Below are 23,602 nucleotides of genomic sequence, written 5' to 3'. Positions count from 1 at the left end.
ATTTTATGCAAAAACTATTTTTAACTTTTTTTGGATTTGGACTTTTGCCAAAAGCGCCTGGTACTTGGGGTTCTATCGCTGGCGCTGTAATAGCTTATTTTGTGCTTTATTTTTTATCATCAACCACGCTTTTTCTAGCTAGTATTTTGCTATTTTTGGTAAGCATTAGCATTATTGATGATTTTGAAAAAAAGGTAAATTCTCACGATGAAAGTTTTATCGTTATAGACGAAGTTGCTGGAGTTTGGCTTGCTATTGCCATTAGTGGAGCTACGATCTCTCAACTCATACTCTCGCTTGTGCTTTTTAGAGTGCTTGATATCAAAAAGCCTTCCATAATAGGCAGGATCGACCGCAATGTAAAAGGTGGCCTTGGCGTAATGGGCGATGATATGGTAGCTGGTTTTTTTGCTGGAATAATTAGCGCAATAATATACGGGGCTGCTATAAAATTTGGCATAACTTTGCCGTAAAAATATAGATTTTTGGCAAAGTTATATTGGCTTAAATATCTTTTATATAAATTTTAAGCAAGTCCTAGCTCATTTAAAACAGAACTTAGATTAACCGAGCTACTACTCTTACTATTAAGATTTTTTTGCTTCTCTAGCAGAGCTTGATTAGCAAGTGCTACATTTAGCTCTTTGCGGTAATCACTTAAAATTTTATCCATTATCTTAAGCAGCTCATTTTTTTGATCCTGTGTTTTTGCGGGATCATCTATGCCTAGAAGTTCAGTTAGCTCCTTTTTCTTTTGGGCTATTTTCTCTTCTATCTTGTTAGAATTTAGCTCACTTATAAAACCAACTGCGCCGATCTCAGTAAGTCTTTTTTTAAACTGTTCAATCTTATCTGAAATTTTTGCATCGCTTGCGATTTTATCCATAGCAAGGTTTAAAATTTCATCAAAACTATTTTTTTTATCTTTAGTTTTGCTTGAGCCTGATTGCAATAAATAATCGATTATGTCGTTATTTTGTACTTTCATATATCTCCTTTTTACTGTATTGAGATATATTTTATAAGCAAGATTTATTCCTAAAAGTTAGTCTCTTTAGCTGTCTTTGCTTTTTGTAAGATAAAACTAGCAAACTCATCACTAAAATTTGGGCACCAAACAACTTTATAGAAGCTAAAATTTAGCTCTTTTGCGATCTTTGCATACTCAATAACTAGCTCAAAAATAGTCTCAGAGTTATCAATACAAAAAGAGAGTGGATAGATAAGAGCCTTTTTACTCTTACACTTTGCCAAAATTTCATTTAGTGAGGGCTCTAGCCATTTTACAGGCCCAAGACGCGATTGGTAGGCTAAATTTATCTCTTTGAAGTTTAATCCGCTATCTTTTATCATTTTGCTTAGAATTTGCACATGCTCATTTATATGTTTTTCGTAGACATCGCCTTTATCAATAATTTTTTGAGGCAACGAATGAGCTGAAAAGATAAGCTCCACATCGCTTATATCTATGTTATTTATGGCTTCATTTATATGTGAGATTATGATTTTATTATAAATTTCATCATCATAAAATGGCCCGCAAAGCAAAATTTTAGCCTTTATCTCTAGCTCATCTTTTGCTTTTTTAAAGTCATCTAAACTCGAAGTTATTGTAGTTTGCGAATGATGAGGATAAAGTGGCAAAAGCACTATCTCATCAAAATTTTCGTATTTTTTAAGCACATCTTTTACAAACGGTGAAGTATAGTTCATCGCAAAATCAACTGCATCAAACTCATTTTGTAAGCTTGAAATTTTATCGCAAAGCTTAGCTGTAAGCTCGCAAATAGGCGATTTGCCGCCTATTTGTTCGTAGTTATGCTTAGCAGTTTTTAGCCTACCTTTTGTGATCATAAAAGCTACAAATTTTCTTAAAAATTTATTCTTTATACCCAAAATATAAGGGTCATTAAACATATTTTTTAAAAAAATTTCTACATCAGCAAGGCTATTTGCCCCACCCATATTCAAAAGCAAAAGTGCCTTTTTCATCAAAACAACTCCTTAATTTTTATCGCATCATCAATGCTTGAAAGCTCGCTACTTTCGCCGCTTTGACAAAGATCATAAAAGGCATCATATTGGGCTTTTATTTCATTGTTTAAAGGATCGGTTTTTAAATTCATCTGACCATTTTCATTTACTCTGTGAAGTTTGTAATCAATAAGATCGCCAAAATAAACACCTTCTTTGGCATTTACTTCTATTTTAAAACGTTCTAATGAACCACAAAACGAATCGGTAATGCTCACCAAAATTTGATTTTTCATTTTAATGTTTATTCCAACATTGTCGCATATTTTGGTATTTGTTTTATTTGCTTGAGTATAAAAAAAGCTGCAAATTTCACTATCTACTAAATTTTTCGCAAGGTCTATATCGCAAAGCGAAAGCTCATTTATAATATTTCCCTCACAAAGTGGCTTAAAATGCGCAATTGAAATGCTATAAATTTCTTCTTCCTTTAAAAGCGCCTTTTTTAATGAAACGATAGTTGGATTAAAGCGTTCATCAACGCCAGTGCAAACTCTTACTTTATTTACCACTGAGGCATATTTTATCTCTTTTAGCTCGCTCACGTTTTTAAATATCGGTCTTGAAATCAAGATATTTTGGCAATACTTTGCGCACTGGCAAAAGGCCTCTACGATCTCATGTTGAGGCAAACAAAGCACGACAGCTTGTGGCTGGGCTACTTCTATAAATTTCTTAAACTCATCAAAAAACGGAGCTCTGCAAGCATCATCTCTATTTTCTTTATCAAAAACTCCACAAACTTCAAATTTGTCAGAACGCCTCAGCTCCATATAGTGCCGCTTGCCAACCAGATTGTATCCAACAATACCAATTTTGAGTTTCACTAAAGACCTTTTAGTTATAAATTTTTAGGCTATTTTAATTGCAAATCGCTTTTAAACAAATAAATTTATAAAATATATTAAGCAAAAATTAATTTTGTATTTTTTTATAAATTTACAAACGATTTTTAGCTAAAATCGAGCAAAATTTAAAACTAACGAGGATAAAAATGCAAAATTTAGATATAAGAAAGGCATATCTTGATTTTTTTAAATCAAAAGGTCACGAAGTAGTAGCTTCTGCTCCACTCGTGCCAAACGATGCAACACTACTTTTCACAAACGCTGGCATGGTGCCGTTTAAGAGCATTTTCACAGGCGAAGTGCCGCGCCCAACACCACCTATCCGCACTAGCTGTCAGACCTGCATAAGAGCTGGCGGCAAGCACAACGACCTAGATAACGTCGGCTACACAGCGCGCCACCACACATTTTTTGAGATGCTAGGAAATTTTAGCTTTGGTGAATACTTCAAAAAAGAGGCGATCGCTTACGCTTGGGAATTTGTAACAGAAGTACTAAAACTGCCAAAAGATAAGCTTTATGTAACCGTTCATGAAAGCGACGATGAGGCGTTTGAAATTTGGAGCACTCACATCGCAAAAGAGAGAATTTACCGCTTTGGCGACCATGATAACTTCTGGCAGATGGGCGATACTGGACCATGTGGCCCTTGTAGTGAAATTTTTTACGATCAAGGGGCTGAACACTTTAACACGCCTGTAGATTACATGGGTGGCGATGGCGATAGATTTTTAGAGATTTGGAATCTTGTTTTCATGCAGTATGAAAGAAGCGCGGACGGCAAACTAAGCCCACTACCAAAGCCAAGCATCGATACCGGCATGGGACTTGAGCGCGTTACTGCTATCTTGCAAGGTAAATTTAGCAACTACGATAGCACCCTTTTTATGCCGCTAATTAACGAAGTAGCAAAGCTTTGTGGCAAGCCATACGTCTATGAAAGTGGCGCTAGCTACCGCGTCATAAGCGATCACATCCGCTCGGTTACATTTTTGCTAGCTCAAGGTACAACATTTGACAAAGAAGGCCGTGGCTACGTGCTTCGCCGCATCTTACGCCGTGCGATCCGCCATGGATACTTGCTAGGCATAAAAGAGCCATTTATGTATAAGCTTGTCGATAAAGTTTGCGAGCTAATGGGCGAGCACTACACATACCTAAATGAGAAAAAAGCGGCTGTAAAAGAGCAGATCAAGCTTGAAGAAGAGAGATTTTTGGCGACAATCGCTAGTGGCTTGGAGCTATTTGAGAGCGAGCTTAAAAATACAAAAGAAATTTTTAGCGGAGAGGCTGCGTTTAAGCTTTATGATACATTTGGCTTCCCACTTGACCTAACAGCTGATATGCTTAGAGAAAAAGGCTTAAAAGTCGATGAAGCAAGGTTTGATGAGCTTATGAGCGAGCAAAAAGCACGTGCAAAAGCTGCTTGGAAAGGCAGTGGCGATAAGAGCGCGAAGGGCGACTTTAAAGAGCTACTTGAGAAATTTGGCGAGAATAAATTTATAGGTTACGAAGAGCTTAAAAGCAAAAGTAAAATTCTAGCCCTGCTTGATGAAGAATTTAAAAATGTAGATAGCCTGGACGCTGGCAAAGAGGGCTGGGTGATGTTTGATGTCACTCCATTTTACGCTCAAAGTGGCGGTCAGTGCGGTGATAGCGGTAAGATAGTGGGCAAAGCAAATGTGCTTGATACGCAAAAATTTCATGGACTAAATTTATCTTTAGTAAAAACTACCGTGGCACTAAAAGTTGGCGACGAAGTAGAGCTTGAAGTTTCTAGCGATAGAGCAGAAACTGCACGTCATCACAGCGCTACACACTTGCTTCATGCAGCCCTTAGAAACGTGCTTGGCACGCATATCGCTCAAGCTGGCTCAAGCGTAGAAGCAGATAAGTTAAGATTTGACTTCTCACATCCAAAAGCGCTTACTAGCGAAGAAATTTCAAAGATTGAAAATCTAGTAAATGAGTGGATACTAAATGGCGCTAACTCAAAAACAGAACTTATGAAACTTGAAGATGCTAAAAATAGTGGAGCTATTGCACTATTTAATGAAAAATACGCTGATGATGTAAGAGTCGTTAGCTTTGGCGACGTCAGCAAAGAACTTTGCGGTGGCACACACGTAAAAAATATAGATGAGATCGGATCATTTTTTATCATAAAAGAGAGTGGCGTAAGTGCTGGTGTTAGGCGTATAGAGGCCGTTTGCTCAAGGGCTGCGCTAAATTTAGCAAGATCATTTAGAGCTGAGCTTGACGAGCTAAAAGATGAGCTAAAGAGCACCGAGCCACTAAATGCGGTCAAAAAGCTAAAAAATGAACTAAGAGTTTTAAAAGATAAGCTAAAAAATGCTAAAAATTCTCATGAGCTAGTCTATTTAGATATAAATAAAACCAAACTTTGCGTTACAAGCGTAGATGGTGGAGATATAAAAACCTTGATAGACGAGTTTAAAAATGAGCATGAAAGTGCTGCTATTTTGCTAATCCAAGCTGATGAGAGTGGCAAAATTTCTCTTGCAGCTGGAGTTAAAAACGCTCCTTTAAAGGCAGGTGCTTGGGTAAAATTTGCAGCGCAAATCCTAGGTGGCAATGGCGGTGGTAAAGATGACTTTGCAACAGCCGGTGGCAAAGATGCATCAATGATAGAAGATGCGATAAAAGACTCACTTGAGTACGCAAGGCAAGCCTTAGAAAAATGAGTCATTACGATATAGCTTTTATAAAATTTGACCAAGTAGTACTATTTTTGCATGTATGCTTTGTAGCTCTTTTTGTGGGGCTACAAGCCGGTCTTGTACTTGTTGGAAGCTACTTTATAAAAAATAAATTTGAAGACAAGGAGCGCTATCACATCTTACTTCACATTATAAGATGCTTTGGCATTGCGATTTTCATACTAATCCTTTGCGTGATAGCAACAAGTATAGTTATAATTTTTGGATTTTATGATGCAAATTTGACAAATCCTATGGCAAGTGCAATGGTGGCAACAAAATGCGCAATAGAACTATTTTTGCTATTAAATTTAAGCTATATATTTTATAGATACAAAAAGGCCTTAAAAGCACTAAGATCGCATGAAATGATCGAGCTAAACGAGAGTTTGATCGTTATAATTTATTATTTTACACCGCTAAATTTATTAGCTTCGCTAGCAGCTATTTATCTTGGTATAAGCTATAAGGTATTTTTATGATAACACTCGCTTCAAGCTCGCCAACAAGGGCAAATTTACTAAAAAATGCTGGGATAGAATTTAAACAAATTTCTTGCAGCTTTGATGAGAGCATGATAGCAAAGAGCCTAAAACCAGAAATTTACGTCCAAAACGTCGTAAAAGCAAAAAAAGAGCAGTTTTTAAAGGCAAATGGCAAGCTTACAAATTTACTCTTTGCAGATAGCTGCGTGGCGTGTGGGGATAAAATTTTAGGCAAGGCAAAGGACGAAAAAGAGGCACTTGCTATGCTAAATTTACAAAGTGGCAATGAGTGTAGCGTCTATACGGCGATGATATTTTTAGGCGAATTTGAGCTTATAAATGTGAGCAAGACTACATATAAATTTGCTAAATTTAGCGAGCAAGATCTAAAAAGCTACCTAGAAAGTGGCGAGTGGCGAGGCAAAGCTGGAGCCATGACGATAGAAAATTTTAATAAAAAATACATCATCTCCCAGCACGGCGAGACAAGCACGGCAATGGGGCTAAATTTAAAAATATTAAAGGCATTTTTATGAAATATATCTTGGCATTTATCTTTGTAGTTGCCGTCGCACTTGGTGGAGCGTTTTTATACTTTTATTCGCAGGTGAGATTTGACGCTTACACCATCATCGACTACAAGCCAAAGCTTGCGACACAAATTTTTGATAGAAACAACGAGCTTATCGCAAATATCTTTGAAGAAAATAGAATTTACGTAAAGTATAACGACATCCCACCACGTGTCATCGAAGCGCTCGTGGCTATCGAAGATACGAGCTACTTTGAGCATGGCGGTATCAACGTAGAAGCCATGGCAAGAGCGGCGATAAAGGACATCAAAGCTAGAAAGCTGGTAGAAGGCGCATCTACGCTAACTCAGCAGCTCATAAAAAACCTAGCCCTAAGCCGCGAGAAGAAATTTACAAGAAAGATAAAAGAGGTTGTGCTTGCTATGAAGCTTGAAAGCGAGCTTAGCAAAGAGGACATCATTGAAAGATACCTAAACCACGTATATTTCGGCCACGGCTACTACGGCATCAAAACAGCTGCAGAGGGGTACTTTAGAAAAGAGCTAAATGAGCTAAGCATAAAAGAGATAGCGATGCTAGTTGGCATGCCAAAAGCGCCAAGCACCTATGATCCTACAAAGCACCTCGACCTCTCGCTTAGCCGTGCAAACAGGGTTCTTGAGAGGATGTATAGCATCGGCTGGATAAACGAGGATGAGTACCGCAAGGGCGTGCTTGAAGAACCAGCAGTTTTTGACGATACGCTCACAAGAAATAAAGCTCCTTACGTGGTCGATGAGATCATAAAAGAGGCTTCAAAGAAATTTGACGATATAAAAACTGGCGGTTACAAGATACAAAGCACCGTCGATCTAAACGTGCAAAAGATCGCTCAAGACGCTCTAGTATATGGTTACAATGAAATTTTAAAAAGAGATAAAAAGGCAAATCCAGAGATGCTAAATGGCGCTATCGTCGTCACTCACCCACAAAGCGGACAAATTTTAGCTCTAATTGGCGGCATCGACTACGCAAAAAGTAGCTACAACCGCGCCACCCAGAGCAAGCGCCAGCCAGGATCTAGCATTAAGCCATTTATCTATCAAATAGCCCTTGATAGCGGCTACTCTGTCGTCTCTCAAGTAGCTGATATCGCTAGGACATTTGACATGGGCAATGGCAAAGAGTGGACGCCAAAGAACTATAGCGGTGGCTTTCAAGGCTACATCACGATAAAATCAGCCTTAACCCAGTCTCGCAACCTCGCAACCATAAATTTACTAAACGATCTTGGTCTTAGCTCAGTTCGCAAACAGCTTAAGGATATGGGCTTTAACGACATCCCTGAAAATTTATCAATCGCACTTGGTAGCTTTGGAATTTCGCCACTTGATTTTGCAAAATTTTACTCGATGTTCCCAAATGAGGGCGAGATGGTTGAGCCGACACTTATTAAGCATATAGAAAATAGCTTTGGTGCGTCGATGGACTATGAGCCACAAAAGAAGCAGGTGCTAAAACCTGAGCAGGCATTTTTGATGACAACCTTGCTTCAAAATGTCGTAAATAACGGCACCGGACGCAACGCAAAGGTAAATGGCATCCAGATCGCTGGCAAAACTGGCACGTCAAACAACAGCATCGATGCTTGGTTTTGCGGCTACTCGCCTGATATCGAGGCCATCATCTGGTACGGAAACGACGATAACAGTCCTATGAAAAAGGTCGAGGGCGGCAGCAGGACAGCGGCGCCTGTCTTTAAGAAATTTATGGAAGGCTACATTAAGCTTTATCCTACTTTAAGACGCGCATTTGAGCAGCCAGATGGTGTTTATAAAGGCTATTATGGAGGTAGCGACGAATACTACACAAACGACTCGCCACTACCTCAAAATACGCCTGCAAATGACATCATACAAGATCAAGAAAACGATGGATTATTATTTTAGGAAGATAAGATGAAGATTAAAATTTTACTTTGCTTGGTAGTTGCAAGCATTGCATATGGCGCTAATCTAAATACAGCCAGCAAAAACGAGTTAATGGAGCTTGGGCTAAGTAAAGGCCAGGCGTTAAACATTATAAAATACAGAAAAGCCCATAAATTTAAAAGCATCGATGAACTTGAAAAAGTCCAAGGTATTGGCTTTAACGATATGCAAAAAGTTAAAGAAAAACTTAGCATAAAAGAGAACGCAAAAGTCAAAAAATCTGAAGCAAAAAACTCCAAAGGCAAGAAAAAATAATCTTATTTTTTCATTTGAAATTTCTAGCCATTTACATTTGAGTCCTATTATTATGGCTTTTTATAAAATAATCCACTCTTTTTCTTATATTTGCCATCGTCTTTATCTTAGTTTTTGCTAGCATTTAATGAGCTTAAATTAAGAGCAAAAATTATCTCATTTTCTATAGTTGCGATAGCTACCATATTTTTATTAACGTCTAAAATTTTTATACCATTTTTTAGAGAGCATTCGAATTTAAGAACTGCATTGCTCCCATACTATCCCATCTACTCAGCTATAAAGCTAGTAAAATCGATCACTCAAAAACCACTACCTTTTACTTATGTAGCAGATGATGCGGTACTAGCTGATAATAAAAAGAAAATTTTGGTTTTGATAGTTGGCGAGACGCAAAGAAGCAGAAACTACTCACTAAATGGCTACACCAAAAATGATACGAATAAATTTACTAAGCAAAAAGGTGTGGTAAGTTTTACGAATTTCTACTCATGTGGAACAGCCACAGAGACTAGTGTGCCTTGCTTATTTTCAGACTTAAAGCGAGAAAATTTTAGCAACCGTGAAGCAAAAGCTCGTGAAAATTTAGTTGATATCATCAATAAACTTGGCATAAAAACATACTTTTTTGGCAACAATAGCGGCGGTTGCAAGGGCGTTTGCGACAATCTCGATCAAAACCATACTTCAGATCATCGAGCAGAAGGCTTTGACGAAGTGATATTTGATGAGGCCAAAAAGGTCATCGAAGATGCAAATTCCACCACCTTTATCGTGCTACACCTGCAAGGCTCGCATGGCCCTATCTACTACAAAGGCTACCCAAGCAAATTTAAAGAATTTACCCCAACGTGCGATACTGCGGAGCTAAATAAATGCACGCCAGAAGAGATAGCAAACACCTACGACAACACCATTTTATATGAGGACTATCTACAAAGTGAGCTGATAAACGCCCTTGAAGCAAGAAAAGATGAATTTGAAGTCACCATGTTCTTTTTCTCAGATCACTGAGAGAGCCTAGGCGAAAATGGCATATATTTACATGGTCTGCCTTATTCCATCGCTCCAGATGAGCAAAAACACATCCCAGCCATCGTCTTTTCAAGCGATAGCGAACTTTTAAAAAGGCTAAAAACTAGAAAAGATGAGAGCCTTTCGCATGATTTTATATTTAGCTCAGTTCTTGGATATTTTGTGGTAAAAACTAAGGCTTATGAACCAGAATTTGATATCTTTAGGAAGTAAATTTAAAGCCAGCCTAGGCAAGAGCCTGAAGCTGGCGTAAATTTAAAAGCTGATCTCTTTTATATCAGCTACTTTTAATATCTCACTATAAATTTGACCGATGATTGCGATGCGATTATTTCGCACTTTCTCATTTTCAACGTTTATCATAACTTTGTCAAAAAACTCATCGATCTGTGGTTTTAGGGCAAATAGCGCTTTTAGCCTTGGCTCATACGCTAGGCTCTTATCAACCGCTTTAAACGCGTCATTTAAGGCCTTTTCAGCATCTATATCAAAAAGGTTCTCATCGACCTTGCTAAATTTATCATCTTTTATTATGTTTGCAAGGCGTTTAAATGTCGAGAAATTCTCTCTAAAATTTGATTCACTTGAAATTTTAGCAAGTGCCTCTATCATCTTGGTTAGCTCTAGGATATCTTTCTCGCCGCTTTTTATGCATGCTTTTACGATAGAAGCGTTTGCGTCAAAGAAAGTGTAGAGCCTATCAAGGATAAAATTTATTAATACTTCAATGTCAATTTTTTTATAATCTTTTGCGATATCTTCTAAAATTTCTTTTACGTTAAATTTCAAATTATGCGCCAAAACGATCTTTATCACGCCATTTGCCGCACGCCTTAGAGCGTATGGGTCTTTGGTGCCACTTGGGATTTTGCCGATACTAAAGAGTCCCATTAGCGTATCAAGCTTATTTGAAAGCGCTACAACCGAGCTAAACACCTTACTTGGGCACTGCGCCTCTTCGCCGTCTGGCAAATACTGTTCTTTTATAGCCAAAACGACGTCCTCATCCTCGTTTTTAGCCTTTGCATAGTAAGCGCCCATGATGCCTTGAAGCTCGGTAAATTCATAAACCATCTGCGTTGTAAGATCAGCCTTGCTTAGCATCACAGCTCGCTCAAGCTTGGCTCCATACTCGCCAGCTTCTTTTTTGAGTAGCTCGTCATAGTTGCTAGCAAGCTTTTTAGCCACTTGTAGCTCTCTAAGCTCTTTTTCGTAGATACTTCCAAGCTCTTTTAGGTAAGTTATATTTTTTAGTTTTTCTGGGCTAAATTCAGCTTTTAAGTCACTTTGCCAAAAAAACATCGCATCGCTTAACCTTGCTCTTAGCACCTTTTCGTTGCCCTTGATGATGAGCGAGTAGTCCTGCGTTATGGCGTTACTAACGACAACGAAGCCGTTTGCTAGCTTGCCATCTTTAAAGACTGGGAAGTAGCGTTGATTTTCTTTCATCGAAGTGATGATGACCTCGCTTGGCACCTCTAAAAATTCCCCTTCAAATGAGCCAAGAAGTGCTGTTGGGTACTCAGTAATCGCCACGACTTCAGCTAGAAGTTCTCTATCTATCTCGATCTTTAGCCCACTTTTTTGACTGATCTTTCCAAACTCATCAAGGATTATTTTTTCTCTCTCGGCAGCTTCAAGCACAACACCACGAGCCCTTGAGCCATCAAAGTATTCTTTTATATTTGAAATTTTGATCTTGTCGTAGCTGATGCTTCTATGTGGATATGTAGAGTCACCACTTGCCACGCCAAATTTATCAAATTTAATGACCTCATCGCCAAGCAAACACAAAAACGATCTTATCGGGCGGATAAACTCGAACTCACCATTGCCCCAGCGCATAGACTTGCCAAAATTTAGACTCTTTAAAAACTCCTCAACCATATCGCCCATTATCTTAGCGACTGGCTCGCCTTTTACCTCTTTTTCGTAGTAGAGCACCTCTTTGCCGTCTATCTCTTTAAATTTAAGCTCGCTCTCATCTATGCTATATTTGCTAGCAAAGCTAAGTGCTGCTTTTGTGAAAGCTCCGTCTTTTAGTGCTACTTGCTTTGGCGCACCAACGAAACTAGCCACGCTATCGGGCTGAGCCTTAGGAAATTTCTCATGAAAAAAGACCAAACGACGTGGCGTGTAATAAAATTTAAACTCGCTTGCAATGTTATATTTTTCAAGCACAGCCTGCCATTTAGTATTGATATTTGGTAGCTCTCTTAAAAATGGTATCGCTGGAAGTTCTTCAACTCCGATCTCAAGTAATAACTCTTTCATATTTCACTCTTTTTATTAAAATTTTCTCTTTTTTCTCTTATCATTTTTCTTACTCTCTCCTTTTCTTGTGCCTGCAAAACAACCCCTCTTATCATAAAAATAGCAAACAAAACAAATGCTGTGATCATAAAAATATCTAAAATTTGCACTTTCTACTCCACAACGATTTGGTTTTCTCTCTTATAAATTTTAACTCTCACGTTTTCAAAACTATACTCGCCATCTTTTAGCTTTTTCTTACTATAAACCCTGATCTTACCGTATGGTGTATGCAGATAGCCCCTCTCTAGTCTGCCCGAAATTTTAGCAAAGACATCGCCACTTCTAGCTTCACTTAATTGCGATGCATCTAGTAAATTTTCGCTAATATCTTTTGTGCCATGCTCATTTATGATCTCATAAGAGCTGACTTCAAGCGCATCTTTATAAATTTTCATTCGCCTTACTAAAATATCTAGCTCTTCGCCTACAGTAACGCTATTTTTAGGATCATAGACATAAATTCCACGGTGATTTTTCGAGATAATGAAGCCATACTTATCTTTTAAGATAACAACCGCTTTTTCAATCACGACTGGCACTGCCTCTGGGTGATCAAAAAGCGTATCCACATCAGCCGTCTTATAGTCTTGTTCGCTTATTTTTTTATTGGCTTTGTTTTCATCTTTTTTAAAAATTTTACTTACAAAGCTCTTTTTTACTGGGCTTGGATCAGTTGAAATTTTAAACTTTAACGCAAAGTGATCCGAGTAAAGGTCGCTCTTTGCAAAGCCTTTTTCATCGACTGCAAAGCTTGGTTTAAAGACTTCAAAACTGCCACCAACATAGCTTAGATCGCCATTTTCCATAAAGCTAGGTGAAAGTAAAACATGATCGATCGCTCTTTTTTTGCCATGTACTGCGTGAGAATATCTATCTTTTGGCTCAAGCTCTTTATAAAGATCATAAAAATTTCTCGTTGTAATGATGTCATTTAGGATAGATTTTTGTCCAAAGGGCGAGTTAAAATCACCCAAAATAATCGCGTTTTTCTCTTTACCCAGAGCTGTTCTTAACGTTTTTTCAGCCTTTTTTTGCATATTTATGCCATTTTTATAAGTTGGAAAGTGATTTACAAATATGCTAAATTTCTTACCTTCTGTCTCAAAAATAACCTTTAGAATATTTCTCGTCTTTACGTTTGGAACTTTAAAAATTTCACTGCCACTTGGCTGTAACTTTGAAATAAGCCCAAGCCCAACAGGCGAGTTTTTCTCCTTTGTAAAGCTTGCAAATTTATACTCGCTATCACTTACCAGAGCTTTTAAAACTTGCTCATTTTCGATCTCTTGAAGTGCGATAATGTCAGTATTTAGTGCATTTATGACTTGTCTTGTCCTTTGTAGTTTTGAATCAGCCGCCTCACAGTCCCATTTTGATACGCCTACTTTAAAATCAAGATACTCGCTACCATCATCTTTGCAATCAAATAAATTTTGCACATTATAAGTTGCGATGCTAATTTCACTCGCAAATGCCACTAAAATGGTAAAAACCAAAGCAAAAACTACTCTCAAATCTCACTCCTAAAGTCAAATTCAGTAATATTTTGCCTGATCGCCTCATAAGCGATAATGCCAGCACTCATAGCTAAATTTAAGCTCCTGCCCTCTTTTCCCATTGGTATGGTTATGGCATTTTTAAAATTTATATCCATAAATTCTCTTGGCAGCCCAGTACTCTCGCCACCAAAAAATATAAAATCTCCTGGCTTAAACTCGGCCTCGTAGTAAAGCCTATTTGTCTTTGTGGTAGCGAAGAAAAATCTATCCTTGTGGCTTAAGTTTGCTTCTAAAAATTCTTCCAAACTATCCCAAATTTTTGGATTTAAAATTTTCCAGTAGTCAAGTCCTGCTCGTCTAACAGCCTTTTCACTCAGATCAAAGACCGTTGGCTTAACGATATGTAGCTTTAAATTTGCATTAACGCACATTCTACCGATAGCTCCAGTATTTTGCGGTATCTGAGGATGGACTAGGACTATGTTAAACATAAGCTTTCTTTGCCTTAAAAGTGTTATAAACTAGCCTATTTTAGCCAAAATGGGCTTTTAAGAGTTTTAAAGACTAATCTTTTCTAGGCTTATGCTCGCTTAGATATTTTGAAATTTCAAGCTCTTGCCTACGTTTTATCTCTTTTGCGATCTCTTCGTTTTTAAAACCAGCTGATAAAATTTCTGCCACATCGACTTTCGGGTCAAATTTCGTCTCATAAATTCCAAGCTTCTTGGCACGCTCTATCCGCTCTTTATTATAAGCTCCAAGCCATGATTTTATGGGCATATTTATGGCAATTTGCATTAGCTCTTTATCGCTTGGCATGTCCTTAAAATAAGGCTGCTTTAAGATAGAAAAGTAGCTCTTTGGCAGACGCATTTTCTCTAAAATTTCTTTTGTGTCAAGCTCAAATTTGCCAAACAAAAGATATAAAAATAATCTCTCATCATCCACAAATTCTCTAGCACTCTTAAGATCGCTTAAAAATCCATCGTCCATAGAAATTTGCATACCAAAAATTTCTTTAAAAAGTCCAAGCTCAAAAAGATAGTAAGCTCCTTTTTCTAGATACTTTGCACGAAAAAATTTAATAAGCTCAGTATTTATCCTATCTCTGCTTAGATGCTCCAAACTAAGGCTTTTCATGAGAGCTAGCGTCTCATCAGCTATACTAAAATCAAGCCTAGAGCTAAATTGCACTCCTCTAAGCACCCTTAGTGGGTCTTCTTTAAATTTCTCACTATCAATGTGCCTTAATATCTTTTTTGCTAAATCTTGCTTCCCGCCGTAAAAGTCTAAAATTTCTCCATTAAAGATATTCATCATCATGGCATTTATCGTGAAATCTCGCCTAAGGCTCGCCATTTTGGGATCATTAATATAGCTTACCGCAAAGTCTTTGTGTGAATTCCCAGTTTTGCTCTCGCTTCTTGGAAGCCCAATGTCGTAGTTTTTATATTTGTAAATGAAGTAGCTTTTACCAACACCGCTAGCGCCTATGCTAGCCATTAGCTCATTAAATTTTAAAGGCTCGATGTCATAAACTTCGATGTCATAATCATAAATTTCTCGCCCCAAGAATGCATCTCTCACGCAGCCACCAACTAGATAGACACGTGAAGTAAATGGAGCAAATAGCGACCTAAAAAAGTCTAGCTCGCTATTTTTATAAATTTCATTTTTGATTTTTATCTCATTTTTTGAGCCGTCTAATGGCTTATTTTGAGAGATTTTGGAGTCTATTTTCGATATTTGCAAGGGTAAATTCTAAAAATTTTGTCGTTAGCTCAAGCCTTGAAGCAAGATTTTGTTCACTAGTTTGTTTAAGCCCTTCAAAAAGCACTTCTATGCGCTCAGCAAGGTTTGCTAAGAAAATTTTCTCTTCGCTCATCTCTCTACTTTTTATTGGACTTGCTGGCTCCTCTTTTACCTCAAATACTTGCTCATTTTGTAAATTTGCCTCAACTTTTAGCTCGTTATTTAGTGCATTTTCATTAGACTCTATAGCCAAAAGCTCTTTTTTTAAATTCTCTCGCTCAAGCTCTTCTTGCTTTTTACTTTGCAATGCTTCTATTTTTTCAAGCTCAGCGCTAACCTCACTGATTGCCATTCTAGCGATATCATCAAGCTTCATAATCTTATCAACCACCTTTTAAATTCATTTATCTCTTCATCACTTTTCATCGCTATAAAAAACTCTTTCATCTGCTCGTTTTTTATCGCTCGCTCTTTGCGAAGTCCACTCAGGCGGTTTATCGCGCTAAGAGCGTCTTTGTTTGACGGATCTTGCTTTAAGATATTTTTATAAATTTCAAGTGCATCATCTTTTAGCCCCTGAGCTTCGTAGATCAGTGCTTCAGTGATTGTGTTTTTCATTTTTTGATAAATCCTGCGATAACATCACCTATCTCGCTAGTTGAGCAAATTTCAACTGCGTTAAAAGCAGCGATATCTTTTGTTCTATAACCTTTTGCAAGCGCCTCTTTCACAGCATTTTCTATCGCATCTGCGGCTTCATTTTCACTAAATGCGTATCTTAGCATCATCGCTGCACTTAAAATGGTTGCGATCGGATTTGCTATGCCCTGCCCTGCGATGTCTGGAGCTGAGCCGTGAATTGGCTCATAAATTCCCACTTTACCGCCCATACTAGCACTTGGCAAAAGTCCTATCGAGCCACAGACCATACTCGCCTCATCGCTTAAAATGTCGCCGAATAAATTTTCAGTAAGTATGACGTCAAAATTTGCTGGCGCTCTTACTAACTGCATCGCCGCATTATCCACATACATAAAGCTAAGCTCTACTTCAGGGTAATTTTTAGCCACTTCGCTTGTCACCTCGCGCCAAAGCTGGCTTGTCTCAAGCACATTTGCCTTATCGACCATGCAGACCTTTTTCTTGCGAAGCATAGCTGTCTCAAAGGCGATCTTTGCGATGCGCTCGATCTCCATTTTAGAATAAACCATCGTGTTAAACGCTCTATCTTCACCTTTTTCTCTAGGCTGTCCAAAATAAAGCCCGCCCGTTAGTTCACGAACCACGACAAAATCAACGCCTCTTAAAACCTCTGGTTTTAGCGTGCTAGCATCCACTAGCTCATCAAAAACAATGGCTGGGCGTAAATTTGCATAAGCTTCAAGCTCTTTTCTAATCTTTAAAAGCCCGCTCTCTGGCCTTAGATGTCTTGGCAAACTATCCCACTTCTCGCCGCCGATCGCTCCAAAAAGCACAGCATCAGAGCTTAGAGCAGAACTAAGCGTCTCATCTGGCAAAGGCACGCCAAATACATCATAAGCTGCACCGCCCATAAGCTTGTAGTCGTACTCAAATTTTATCCCAAACTCAGCGCTAACAACATCTAAAATTTTTATCGCCTCATCTATGATCTCAGGGCCGATGCCATCGCCTTTTATAACACAAATTTTATATTCTCTCATTATTTAATCCAACTTTACTTTTGCGTATTCTATAAGTCCGCCGGCGTTTAGAAGCTCTTGCATAAACGGCGGTATAGGGCTAAATTTATACTCTTTGCCGCTGGTTAGATTTGCGACCGCGCCGTTATCTACGTCTATTTTTAGCTCATCGCCCTCGTTTATCTCGTCCGTTTCTTTGATCTCGAGTATCAAAAGCCCCGTATTAAAGCTATTTCTATAAAAAATTCTCGCATAGCTTTTAGCTATCACCGCACCTATACCGGCGGCTTTAAGCGCGATAGGAGCGTGCTCGCGAGAGCTACCGCAGCCGAAATTTTCGCCCGCTACGATAATGTCGCCCTTATCTATCTTGGAGCTAAAATTAGGATCGGCGTCCTCCATTATATGTTTTGCTAAGATATTTTCGTCGGAAGTATTTAAGTATCTGGCGGCGATAATTATATCGGTATCGATATTGTCGCCGAATTTCCAAACTTTATTCATCGTTTCGCCTTTTTTAAATTTTCGAGATTTTAGCCAAAAGTAGCTAAATAATTCATCAAACGGCGAATAAAATTTACGGTCTAAGCGGCTAAATAGCGAGGCAAAGGGCGCTAAAACGCCCTTTTTATCTTTTTAAATTTAAAGAACACCTGCCTAAGAATTTACACGCAGGACAAAAACCCGTAACGCCGACGATAATCGGGATTAACCCGATTAACGCCCAGTAGCTCTCGTAAAAATACCAAACTGCCGCCATAAAAACTAGCCCTAGTACGACCCTAATAATTCTACTTTTCGCGCTTACCATAATATTTTTACCTTTTCTTAAAAATTTTATAAAGCGGGCAGTAGCCGTAATATCCCGTTAAAAGCGGAATTAGCCCGACCGTCCACAACCAGCAGTCGCAAATAAATCCGAAAATAAAAAACCAAATCGCCGCTATAATCAAACGTATAGTTTTATCTAAAACGCTCATTTTATCTCCTTTAAGCTAAAGCTTTTAGCATTCCGTTCATAACCATAGGTTTAAATCCGTAAATTTTAACCAGCCAACTCATATAGCTCTCCCTGGTAGCGCCGAAGCACTCTAACGTCGGAGCCGTTCCCTCCCAGTCGAACTCTACCATTATAGCCTTGCCGTATTTGGTGATAAAAGGGCAAGCCGTATATCCGGTAAATTTCTCGCTAGGTTCTCGTCCTTTTATCGTATCGGCTAAATTTTTAGCTAAAATCGGATACATTTTCCTAACGCTAGCCCCCGTTTTGCCGGCCGCAAATCCGCAAATATCGCCGATACCGAATATATTTTTAAATTTTGTACTTTGTAGGCTGTATTTATCGACGGCTAGGAAATTTAGCTTGTCGCCCTCTTTAGTTAGGCCGGCGTGAGCTAAAATTTCGCTTCCTTTTTGCTTAGGCGGTAAGTGAAGCCAGTCGTATTTTACATCGATTAGCTCGGACGCGATTTTATCTTCGCCGTTTTGCCTATACGCCGTCCAAAACTCGAAAGTGGCGGTATTTGAGCTTTTATCGACGGCTACGATTTGGTGGCGAAGATTAAATTTTATCTTTCTTTTTATCATTATTTGAGTCATCGCCGCGGCATAAGTCGGATCGCCGAAAAGCTTACCGCCGCCGACGTAAAGATTAACGCTGCCTTTATCGCGGTTGCCGGCCAACCTCAGCCTATCTTCGCTCATGCATGTTACTTTTTTATTGGCGCCGCTGCATTTCATCGGGGTTTTTTGATCGCAAAATACCGCTGCGCCGCCGTTTTGAGAGAATTTTTTCATCAGCTCGTTGCTTTTTACGGCGCCTTGTAGAGTGTAGACGGAGGATATATTGCCGCTCGTATCGTTAATATCCTCTAAGCTTAACCCCTTAACGGCTTCAAAGTCGTATTCCACGCCGCTTGCTACGATTAGATAATCATACCCCAGCTCGCTCCCGTCGTCTAAGACGAGCAGATTGGCTTCCGGCTTTATCTCAGATACGTTTTTGCGTATCCACTCGGTTCCTTGCGGGATATAATCCGCTTTTTCGTAAACGACGTCGCTAGCTTCGTAAATTCCGACAGCGATTAGCGTAAAGCCCGGCTGGTAGTAAAATTTCTCGTCTTTATCCACGAGAATTACCTTGGCGTTAGGCATATCTCTTCTAAGTTTAGCCGCCAACGCGATACCGCTAAGTCCCGCGCCCATTATGACGATTTTAGAATTTATATCGTCGTTTTCGCCGCCCGTTACCGAGCAACCGCTCATACTCGCGGCTAGTCCCGCGGCCCCCATTAGCTTTAAAACGTCTCTTCTTTGCAGTCCTTTCATAAATTCTCCTTTAAAACGAGTTTATGAAATGCTACCTAAAAAAGGCCGCCCTATCCGTAACAATGTTACCTTAAAACGAGAATTTTAAGAAACTAGCCTTATTTCGCCGCGGCTTTGCGTTATTTGCCCGCTTCTCTCAAGCTCTTTTAGCACCCTAGATACCGCTTCTCTAGCGCTTCCTAGATGATTCGCCAGCTCTTCGTGAGTTATTTTTATAAAATTTTCGTTTAGATTTTCGATGCTTTGAGATAAAAAATTCATAATCCGCGCCGAAAGTGGCAAAAACAAAGCCTGTTCCATAACGTTTATGGTTCTAGCAAACCGATCGGCTACGATTTTTAGAGTAAAATTTAAAATGCTCGGATATTTTTCTTTAAGAGGCTTGTAAATTCGCGCCGGAATAACGATAATCTCGCTATCTTGCTCAATTTCGACGCTTACTTTATTTTCTAGCGAATTTATAGAACATGTATCGCACAGCACGCAACTCTCGTCTTTAGTTAGTCTAAATATCGTTATTTCCTTTGCGCTAGACGACACGAACGCCCTTAAAACGCCTTTTAGTATAAGGATAAATCCGAAGCAATCGTTTCCGGAGTAAAATATATCGCCCTTTTTTACGGTTTTTAGATACGCGTTAGCAAAGATCGCATTTAGATCCTCGCTTGCTAGATCGAAATTATTCGTAAATCTCTCGCGCAAAATTTCTTTTAACTCTTCGCTTAGCATTTTGCCCTTTCGTGACTTCGTTACAAAAATTTAACCTCATTATAGGTAATATTGCATAAAAATTTAATACGAAAAGAAAAACAATGCACGACGTTAAGAAAAACGACCCGCAAAGCAAAATAAAATCGCTGCCGATTATGCTTTTTGCCGGTACTATGGGGCTTGGAGGGCTTTGCGCGGCTTATAAGAAACTAAGCGAGATATTTGATTTGCCGGGCGAGATATTCTCGGTGCTTAGAGCGCTAGACTGCACGGTATTTTGCCTACTTTTGGCGTTTTACCTCTTTAAGATTTTAAAATTTAAAGAAGAGGTAAAGGCCGAATTTTTGCATCCCATAAAGATAAATTTTTTCGGCGGATTTATCATCTCGCTTTTTCTTTTAGCTCTAGCCTACAAAGACGCGCCGCGATTATACTACTCGCTTTTTTACGCGGCTTTAGGCTTGCAAACGATTTTTACGCTTTATGTCATTTCTTTTTGGATCGACGAAAAATTCGATATCGCGATGCTAAATCCGGCATGGTTTATCCCGGTAGTGGGTAACTTGTTAATTCCGATCATAGCCGAAAAATCTCAAGCGATCTGGTATTATTTTAGTTTGGGGCTATTTTTCTGGATTATTTTATTCGCTGTTATATTTTACAGGCTAGTTTTTTGCGATAAGTTAGCCGACAAATTCGTCCCGACGCTAGTCATTACGCTAGCGCCGCCGGCTATGGCGTTTTTGGGATACGTAAAATTAACCGAGCAATTCGATGCTTTTGCGGCGATACTGCTTAATATAAACGTATTTTTCGTGGCGCTTATACTTTTTTCGTATAAAAGATTTATTAAACTCAAATTCGCCCTATCGTGGTGGGCTTTTACCTTCCCGACGGCCGCTAGCTCCATAGCGTTTTTAAAAGCTTACGAAATTACGCAAAGCGATTTTTATTTAGTTTTAGGAGTCGGCGCTTTTGCGGCTCTAGTCGCTTCGATTTTGATGGTCGGGTTTTTAACGGTTAAATCTATAGTAAACGGCGAAATTTTTTCAGAAAAATAGCCTTAGCTCAAAAATTTACTTTAGTAGTATTCGTAGCTGATTTCCAGCTTTTTATATAGGCCGATTTCCGTTATGTCGCCGTTTTCGTAGTATTTGTCCGCTGGCTTAAATTTGACCGAGGTTTTATGCGTCAAATTTCCCCGCTCATCCCTGCTTATATCCTTAAACTGCAAGATTTGCCCGATTTTTGCCTCAGAGCCGAAGTAATTTACCGACGTATACTCCATCTCGTCGCCGTTTGCGGCGTAGTAATAAACCCATTTTGAGTTCGGAGTTTGCGTGATTTTTTCGTATTCGCCGTTTGGCTTGCGCTCGAAGCTTATCTCTATGCCGTGCCGCGGCTCCATATTATCTTCTATCCGCGTTAAAACGCCCTTTTCGTCGTAGACGTAGCTATCGTCTATCACTAGTTCCCTGCCCGAATACACAGCCCGAGCGATCATTTTGCCGTCCTTGCCGTAAGTAGTTTTCTCCGTGCGCGGGTAAAATTTATCCTCGATATACTGCTCTTTGGCCGTCTCGACTAAATTTTCGCCGTCAAATTCGTATTCGTAGAGATAAACGGCGCTATCTTGATATTTTTTGCGGATTAGCCCGTCTTTGCCGTACTCAAACAAAACCGAGCTATTTGGTACGCCGTTTATATGCTCGGTTTCTTGCAGTATATAGCCGTTTTCGTTAAACTCCGTCCGCTTCACGCGCGTATTTTCTAGCGCGCCCGAGCCGTCTATGGAGTATTCGTACTCCGTAGCCGTCATGCTTTTAACCTCGCCTTTTAGATCCTTTTTACTCCAGTCGCTTTGCGGTAAAATGGCCGAGTTTAGATAGCAAACAGCGGATGCCGCCACTAAAATAGCTTTAAAAATTTTCACTTTTATCCTTTTTCAAATCACGCAAAGCCTAGATTAATTTAGGTTAAAATTTCGCCTAATTTAGCCCAAAAAGCGACAATACCAGTAAAATTCTATCTTTTACGAGTTTAAATCCGCACTTAAAACCGACTTAAATTTTTAAGCAAGCCTGAGGCGAATTTTCATTTCCGGGCGGTTTATCAAATTTAAACCTAAGCTTCATTTGCCTTTTTAAAAATTTCCATCATCTCTTCTTCGCTAAGCGGCTCAACTAGCACATTTGCCGCATCGATGAATCGGTATTTTTCTTTTGGTAAATTTTTCATAAAAGCGTTGTATTCGCATTCGCCAAGCACGTGCGCATCCCTATCGTCTACGCCGACGACTAGCGTAAGTATCCAGCGCGAGACCTTGCGCCCTCCTAGAACTTCTTGCGCTTGCCACGAAGGGGATGGAGCGTAAGGCAAGATAGTCGGTAAATTTTCGCTAAGCGTATACGCGCCAAAAATTTCATTCCCGTTTTTATCTTCGTATAAATTCTCTCTTGCGCTATAAGCGTCAAGATACTGCACCTGCCTCATCATCTCATCAAATTTAGCCGCAGGGCTAGCACTTGCAAAAATTTCATCTATCATAACCGCGTCAAACGCCACGTCGCGCTCCACGCCATAGATATGAAGCGTTTGATTTTCCTCTTTTGCATCCTTTAGAGCTTCGAGTCCCCACATTATGTCGGCCTCGTAGTCAAATTTTAAAATTTGCTTTTCATCGTAAATTTCCTCGTTGTCACACTCTATTTTCGAGCCAGTTTGAGCTGAGAGCTTTGAGAGTAGTTCAAGCGCGATCTGCCAGTCACCAATGCCGCTTGGAGTGCATACTCGAACGATATATTTGCCGTCTTCATAGTTTAGTTCAAAGCCGCGAGCGCTCTTTTGCCATACGCCAGCAATCATCACGTTTTCGTTTAGCGAAAGCTCGCTCGGCTCGTCGTTTTGACCATTAAAAAAGCAAAATCCCTCTATAAACTCTGAAATTTTACGCTCGCTTAGCGCCTTTTCATATCCGCCCAAAAGCTTCTTTTTATTTTTCACCTTAAATGTTACGCTCATAAATTCTCTTTCGCCTACTCTAAAACGTCATCACTTGATCGCACTGCCTAACCCACTCGGACAAGATATCCATGCTGCCTTTCACCTCAGCCTCGAAATAAGGCTCTCCCGCATGCAAACCGCATCTCGTTTGGCAGCTACCGCAAACCTTTAGCATAGCGCCGCTAGCGTAAAGCTCTTTTAACATCGCTACTAGATCTACGTCGTAGTTTTCCGGCTTTTTGGTGCTATTTCGCGCAAGATCGACCGCGTCGTTCATTAGAAAAATTCTAACCTCTTCGCCTTTTTCTTTTAGCGTTTTAGCTAGCCTTAATGCGTTGTAAGCATTGTCGGTACCGTTGTATGGTTGATTTGTAAGTATAAATAGAAATTTTTTCATCTTTTTCTCCTTTTGCCAAAAATGTAGCGCAAACCGGGCAAATTTTAGCCAAGCT

General features: G+C 39.3%; 26 protein-coding genes and 1 pseudogene. 8 read left to right on the top strand and 19 right to left on the bottom strand.

Features of this window, described 5'->3' with window-relative positions:
- Positions 1–5: 5 nt before the first annotated feature.
- Positions 6–473 (top strand): phosphatidylglycerophosphatase A family protein, encoded by a 468-nt coding sequence (locus tag B9N66_RS08485; RefSeq protein WP_087580658.1) that lies wholly within the window; start codon positions 6–8, stop codon positions 471–473.
- A 53-nt stretch (positions 474–526) separates the two neighbouring features.
- Here B9N66_RS08485 and B9N66_RS08480 read toward each other — a convergent pair whose 3' ends face one another.
- Genes B9N66_RS08480 through B9N66_RS08470 form a run of 3 tightly spaced genes read right to left on the bottom strand, consistent with a single transcriptional unit; the run spans position 527 to position 2,861 of the window.
- On the bottom strand, positions 527–988 hold the full coding sequence (locus B9N66_RS08480; protein WP_072594668.1) for a response regulator: 462 nt from the start codon (positions 986–988) through the stop codon (positions 527–529).
- A gap of 50 nt (positions 989–1,038) precedes the next feature.
- Positions 1,039–1,992, bottom strand: a complete 954-nt coding sequence (hemH, locus tag B9N66_RS08475) for a ferrochelatase (RefSeq protein WP_087580657.1) — start codon at positions 1,990–1,992, stop codon at positions 1,039–1,041.
- Complete coding sequence (locus B9N66_RS08470) at positions 1,992–2,861, bottom strand: Gfo/Idh/MocA family protein (protein WP_087580656.1); 870 nt, start codon at positions 2,859–2,861, stop codon at positions 1,992–1,994. Before B9N66_RS08470 ends, hemH begins: the two co-directional genes overlap by 1 nt.
- 167 nt (positions 2,862–3,028) lie before the next feature.
- On the opposite strand from B9N66_RS08470, the gene alaS reads away from it, so the two are divergent.
- The 6 genes and pseudogenes from alaS to B9N66_RS08440 all read left to right on the top strand — a co-directional run bounded on the left by alaS (position 3,029) and on the right by B9N66_RS08440 (position 10,093).
- Positions 3,029–5,587 carry an alanine--tRNA ligase gene (gene alaS / locus B9N66_RS08465; RefSeq protein WP_087580655.1) on the top strand — a complete coding sequence of 853 codons (2,559 nt, stop codon included), beginning with the start codon at positions 3,029–3,031 and terminating at the stop codon, positions 5,585–5,587.
- Positions 5,584–6,084 (top strand): 3-isopropylmalate dehydratase, encoded by a 501-nt coding sequence (locus B9N66_RS08460; RefSeq protein WP_087580654.1) that lies wholly within the window; start codon positions 5,584–5,586, stop codon positions 6,082–6,084. The genes alaS and B9N66_RS08460 overlap by 4 nt, the downstream gene beginning before the upstream one ends.
- Positions 6,081–6,623 carry a septum formation inhibitor Maf gene (gene maf, locus B9N66_RS08455; protein ID WP_087580653.1) on the top strand — a complete coding sequence of 181 codons (543 nt, stop codon included), beginning with the start codon at positions 6,081–6,083 and terminating at the stop codon, positions 6,621–6,623. The genes B9N66_RS08460 and maf overlap by 4 nt, the downstream gene beginning before the upstream one ends.
- A complete protein-coding gene (locus B9N66_RS08450; RefSeq protein WP_087580652.1) occupies positions 6,620–8,548 on the top strand; it encodes a transglycosylase domain-containing protein in 1,929 nt (642 codons plus the stop codon). Before maf ends, B9N66_RS08450 begins: the two co-directional genes overlap by 4 nt.
- A gap of 9 nt (positions 8,549–8,557) precedes the next feature.
- Entirely contained in the window at positions 8,558–8,845 is a 288-nt protein-coding gene (locus tag B9N66_RS08445; RefSeq protein ID WP_084109314.1) for a ComEA family DNA-binding protein, read from the top strand.
- Between the two features lie 114 nt (positions 8,846–8,959).
- Positions 8,960–10,093 (top strand): annotated as a pseudogene (locus tag B9N66_RS08440) (phosphoethanolamine transferase).
- A gap of 42 nt (positions 10,094–10,135) precedes the next feature.
- Here the strand turns inward: B9N66_RS08440 and glyS are convergent.
- The 13 genes from glyS to B9N66_RS08380 all read right to left on the bottom strand — a co-directional run bounded on the left by glyS (position 10,136) and on the right by B9N66_RS08380 (position 20,165).
- Positions 10,136–12,154 carry a glycine--tRNA ligase subunit beta gene (glyS, locus tag B9N66_RS08435; RefSeq protein ID WP_087580651.1) on the bottom strand — a complete coding sequence of 673 codons (2,019 nt, stop codon included), beginning with the start codon at positions 12,152–12,154 and terminating at the stop codon, positions 10,136–10,138.
- Positions 12,151–12,303 (bottom strand): hypothetical protein, encoded by a 153-nt coding sequence (locus B9N66_RS09750; RefSeq protein WP_180382094.1) that lies wholly within the window; start codon positions 12,301–12,303, stop codon positions 12,151–12,153. The genes glyS and B9N66_RS09750 overlap by 4 nt, the downstream gene beginning before the upstream one ends.
- Before the next feature lie 3 nt (positions 12,304–12,306).
- Positions 12,307–13,710 carry an endonuclease/exonuclease/phosphatase family protein gene (locus B9N66_RS08430; protein WP_087580650.1) on the bottom strand — a complete coding sequence of 468 codons (1,404 nt, stop codon included), beginning with the start codon at positions 13,708–13,710 and terminating at the stop codon, positions 12,307–12,309.
- The gene (locus tag B9N66_RS08425; RefSeq protein ID WP_085658320.1) at positions 13,707–14,186 is read right to left on the bottom strand and encodes a tRNA (cytidine(34)-2'-O)-methyltransferase; all 480 of its coding nucleotides are present in this window, start codon (positions 14,184–14,186) and stop codon (positions 13,707–13,709) included. Before B9N66_RS08425 ends, B9N66_RS08430 begins: the two co-directional genes overlap by 4 nt.
- 73 nt (positions 14,187–14,259) lie before the next feature.
- Entirely contained in the window at positions 14,260–15,447 is a 1,188-nt protein-coding gene (locus B9N66_RS08420) for a CCA tRNA nucleotidyltransferase (protein ID WP_087580649.1), read from the bottom strand.
- Positions 15,407–15,838 carry a CiaD-like domain-containing protein gene (locus B9N66_RS08415; RefSeq protein WP_257639817.1) on the bottom strand — a complete coding sequence of 144 codons (432 nt, stop codon included), beginning with the start codon at positions 15,836–15,838 and terminating at the stop codon, positions 15,407–15,409. The genes B9N66_RS08420 and B9N66_RS08415 overlap by 41 nt, the downstream gene beginning before the upstream one ends.
- Positions 15,820–16,065, bottom strand: a complete 246-nt coding sequence (locus B9N66_RS08410; RefSeq protein WP_021091490.1) for a hypothetical protein — start codon at positions 16,063–16,065, stop codon at positions 15,820–15,822. Before B9N66_RS08410 ends, B9N66_RS08415 begins: the two co-directional genes overlap by 19 nt.
- The gene (gene leuB / locus B9N66_RS08405; protein WP_087580647.1) at positions 16,062–17,129 is read right to left on the bottom strand and encodes a 3-isopropylmalate dehydrogenase; all 1,068 of its coding nucleotides are present in this window, start codon (positions 17,127–17,129) and stop codon (positions 16,062–16,064) included. Before leuB ends, B9N66_RS08410 begins: the two co-directional genes overlap by 4 nt.
- 3 nt (positions 17,130–17,132) lie before the next feature.
- Positions 17,133–17,612 carry a 3-isopropylmalate dehydratase small subunit gene (locus B9N66_RS08400; RefSeq protein WP_087580646.1) on the bottom strand — a complete coding sequence of 160 codons (480 nt, stop codon included), beginning with the start codon at positions 17,610–17,612 and terminating at the stop codon, positions 17,133–17,135.
- A gap of 124 nt (positions 17,613–17,736) precedes the next feature.
- Positions 17,737–17,919, bottom strand: a complete 183-nt coding sequence (locus B9N66_RS08395; protein ID WP_087580645.1) for a YgaP family membrane protein — start codon at positions 17,917–17,919, stop codon at positions 17,737–17,739.
- A 7-nt stretch (positions 17,920–17,926) separates the two neighbouring features.
- The gene (locus B9N66_RS08390) at positions 17,927–18,088 is read right to left on the bottom strand and encodes a YgaP family membrane protein (protein ID WP_021091464.1); all 162 of its coding nucleotides are present in this window, start codon (positions 18,086–18,088) and stop codon (positions 17,927–17,929) included.
- Positions 18,089–18,098: 10 nt separating this feature from the next.
- Positions 18,099–19,436, bottom strand: a complete 1,338-nt coding sequence (locus B9N66_RS08385) for an NAD(P)/FAD-dependent oxidoreductase (RefSeq protein WP_087580644.1) — start codon at positions 19,434–19,436, stop codon at positions 18,099–18,101.
- An 84-nt stretch (positions 19,437–19,520) separates the two neighbouring features.
- Positions 19,521–20,165, bottom strand: a complete 645-nt coding sequence (locus tag B9N66_RS08380) for a Crp/Fnr family transcriptional regulator (RefSeq protein WP_087580643.1) — start codon at positions 20,163–20,165, stop codon at positions 19,521–19,523.
- An 83-nt stretch (positions 20,166–20,248) separates the two neighbouring features.
- Here B9N66_RS08380 and B9N66_RS08375 point away from each other — a divergent pair, with 83 nt between their 5' ends.
- Complete coding sequence (locus B9N66_RS08375) at positions 20,249–21,208, top strand: SLAC1 anion channel family protein (RefSeq protein ID WP_087580642.1); 960 nt, start codon at positions 20,249–20,251, stop codon at positions 21,206–21,208.
- 20 nt (positions 21,209–21,228) lie between these two features.
- Here the strand turns inward: B9N66_RS08375 and B9N66_RS08370 are convergent, their stop codons facing one another.
- The 3 genes from B9N66_RS08370 to B9N66_RS08360 form a co-directional block, all read right to left on the bottom strand.
- Positions 21,229–22,080: a hypothetical protein gene (locus tag B9N66_RS08370; RefSeq protein WP_087580641.1), complete on the bottom strand. Its 852-nt coding sequence runs from the start codon at positions 22,078–22,080 to the stop codon at positions 21,229–21,231.
- Positions 22,081–22,271: 191 nt separating this feature from the next.
- Entirely contained in the window at positions 22,272–23,168 is an 897-nt protein-coding gene (locus B9N66_RS08365) for a DUF4299 family protein (RefSeq protein WP_087580640.1), read from the bottom strand.
- Positions 23,169–23,187: 19 nt separating this feature from the next.
- Positions 23,188–23,547, bottom strand: coding sequence for a DsrE/DsrF/TusD sulfur relay family protein (locus tag B9N66_RS08360; RefSeq protein ID WP_085658300.1), 360 nt, complete (start codon positions 23,545–23,547; stop codon positions 23,188–23,190).
- Positions 23,548–23,602: the final 55 nt, after the last annotated feature.

Source organism: Campylobacter concisus, assembly GCF_002165775.1.
GTDB classification, from domain to species: domain Bacteria; phylum Campylobacterota; class Campylobacteria; order Campylobacterales; family Campylobacteraceae; genus Campylobacter_A; species Campylobacter_A concisus_E.
This window is presented reverse-complemented; position numbering and strand designations above follow the sequence as displayed.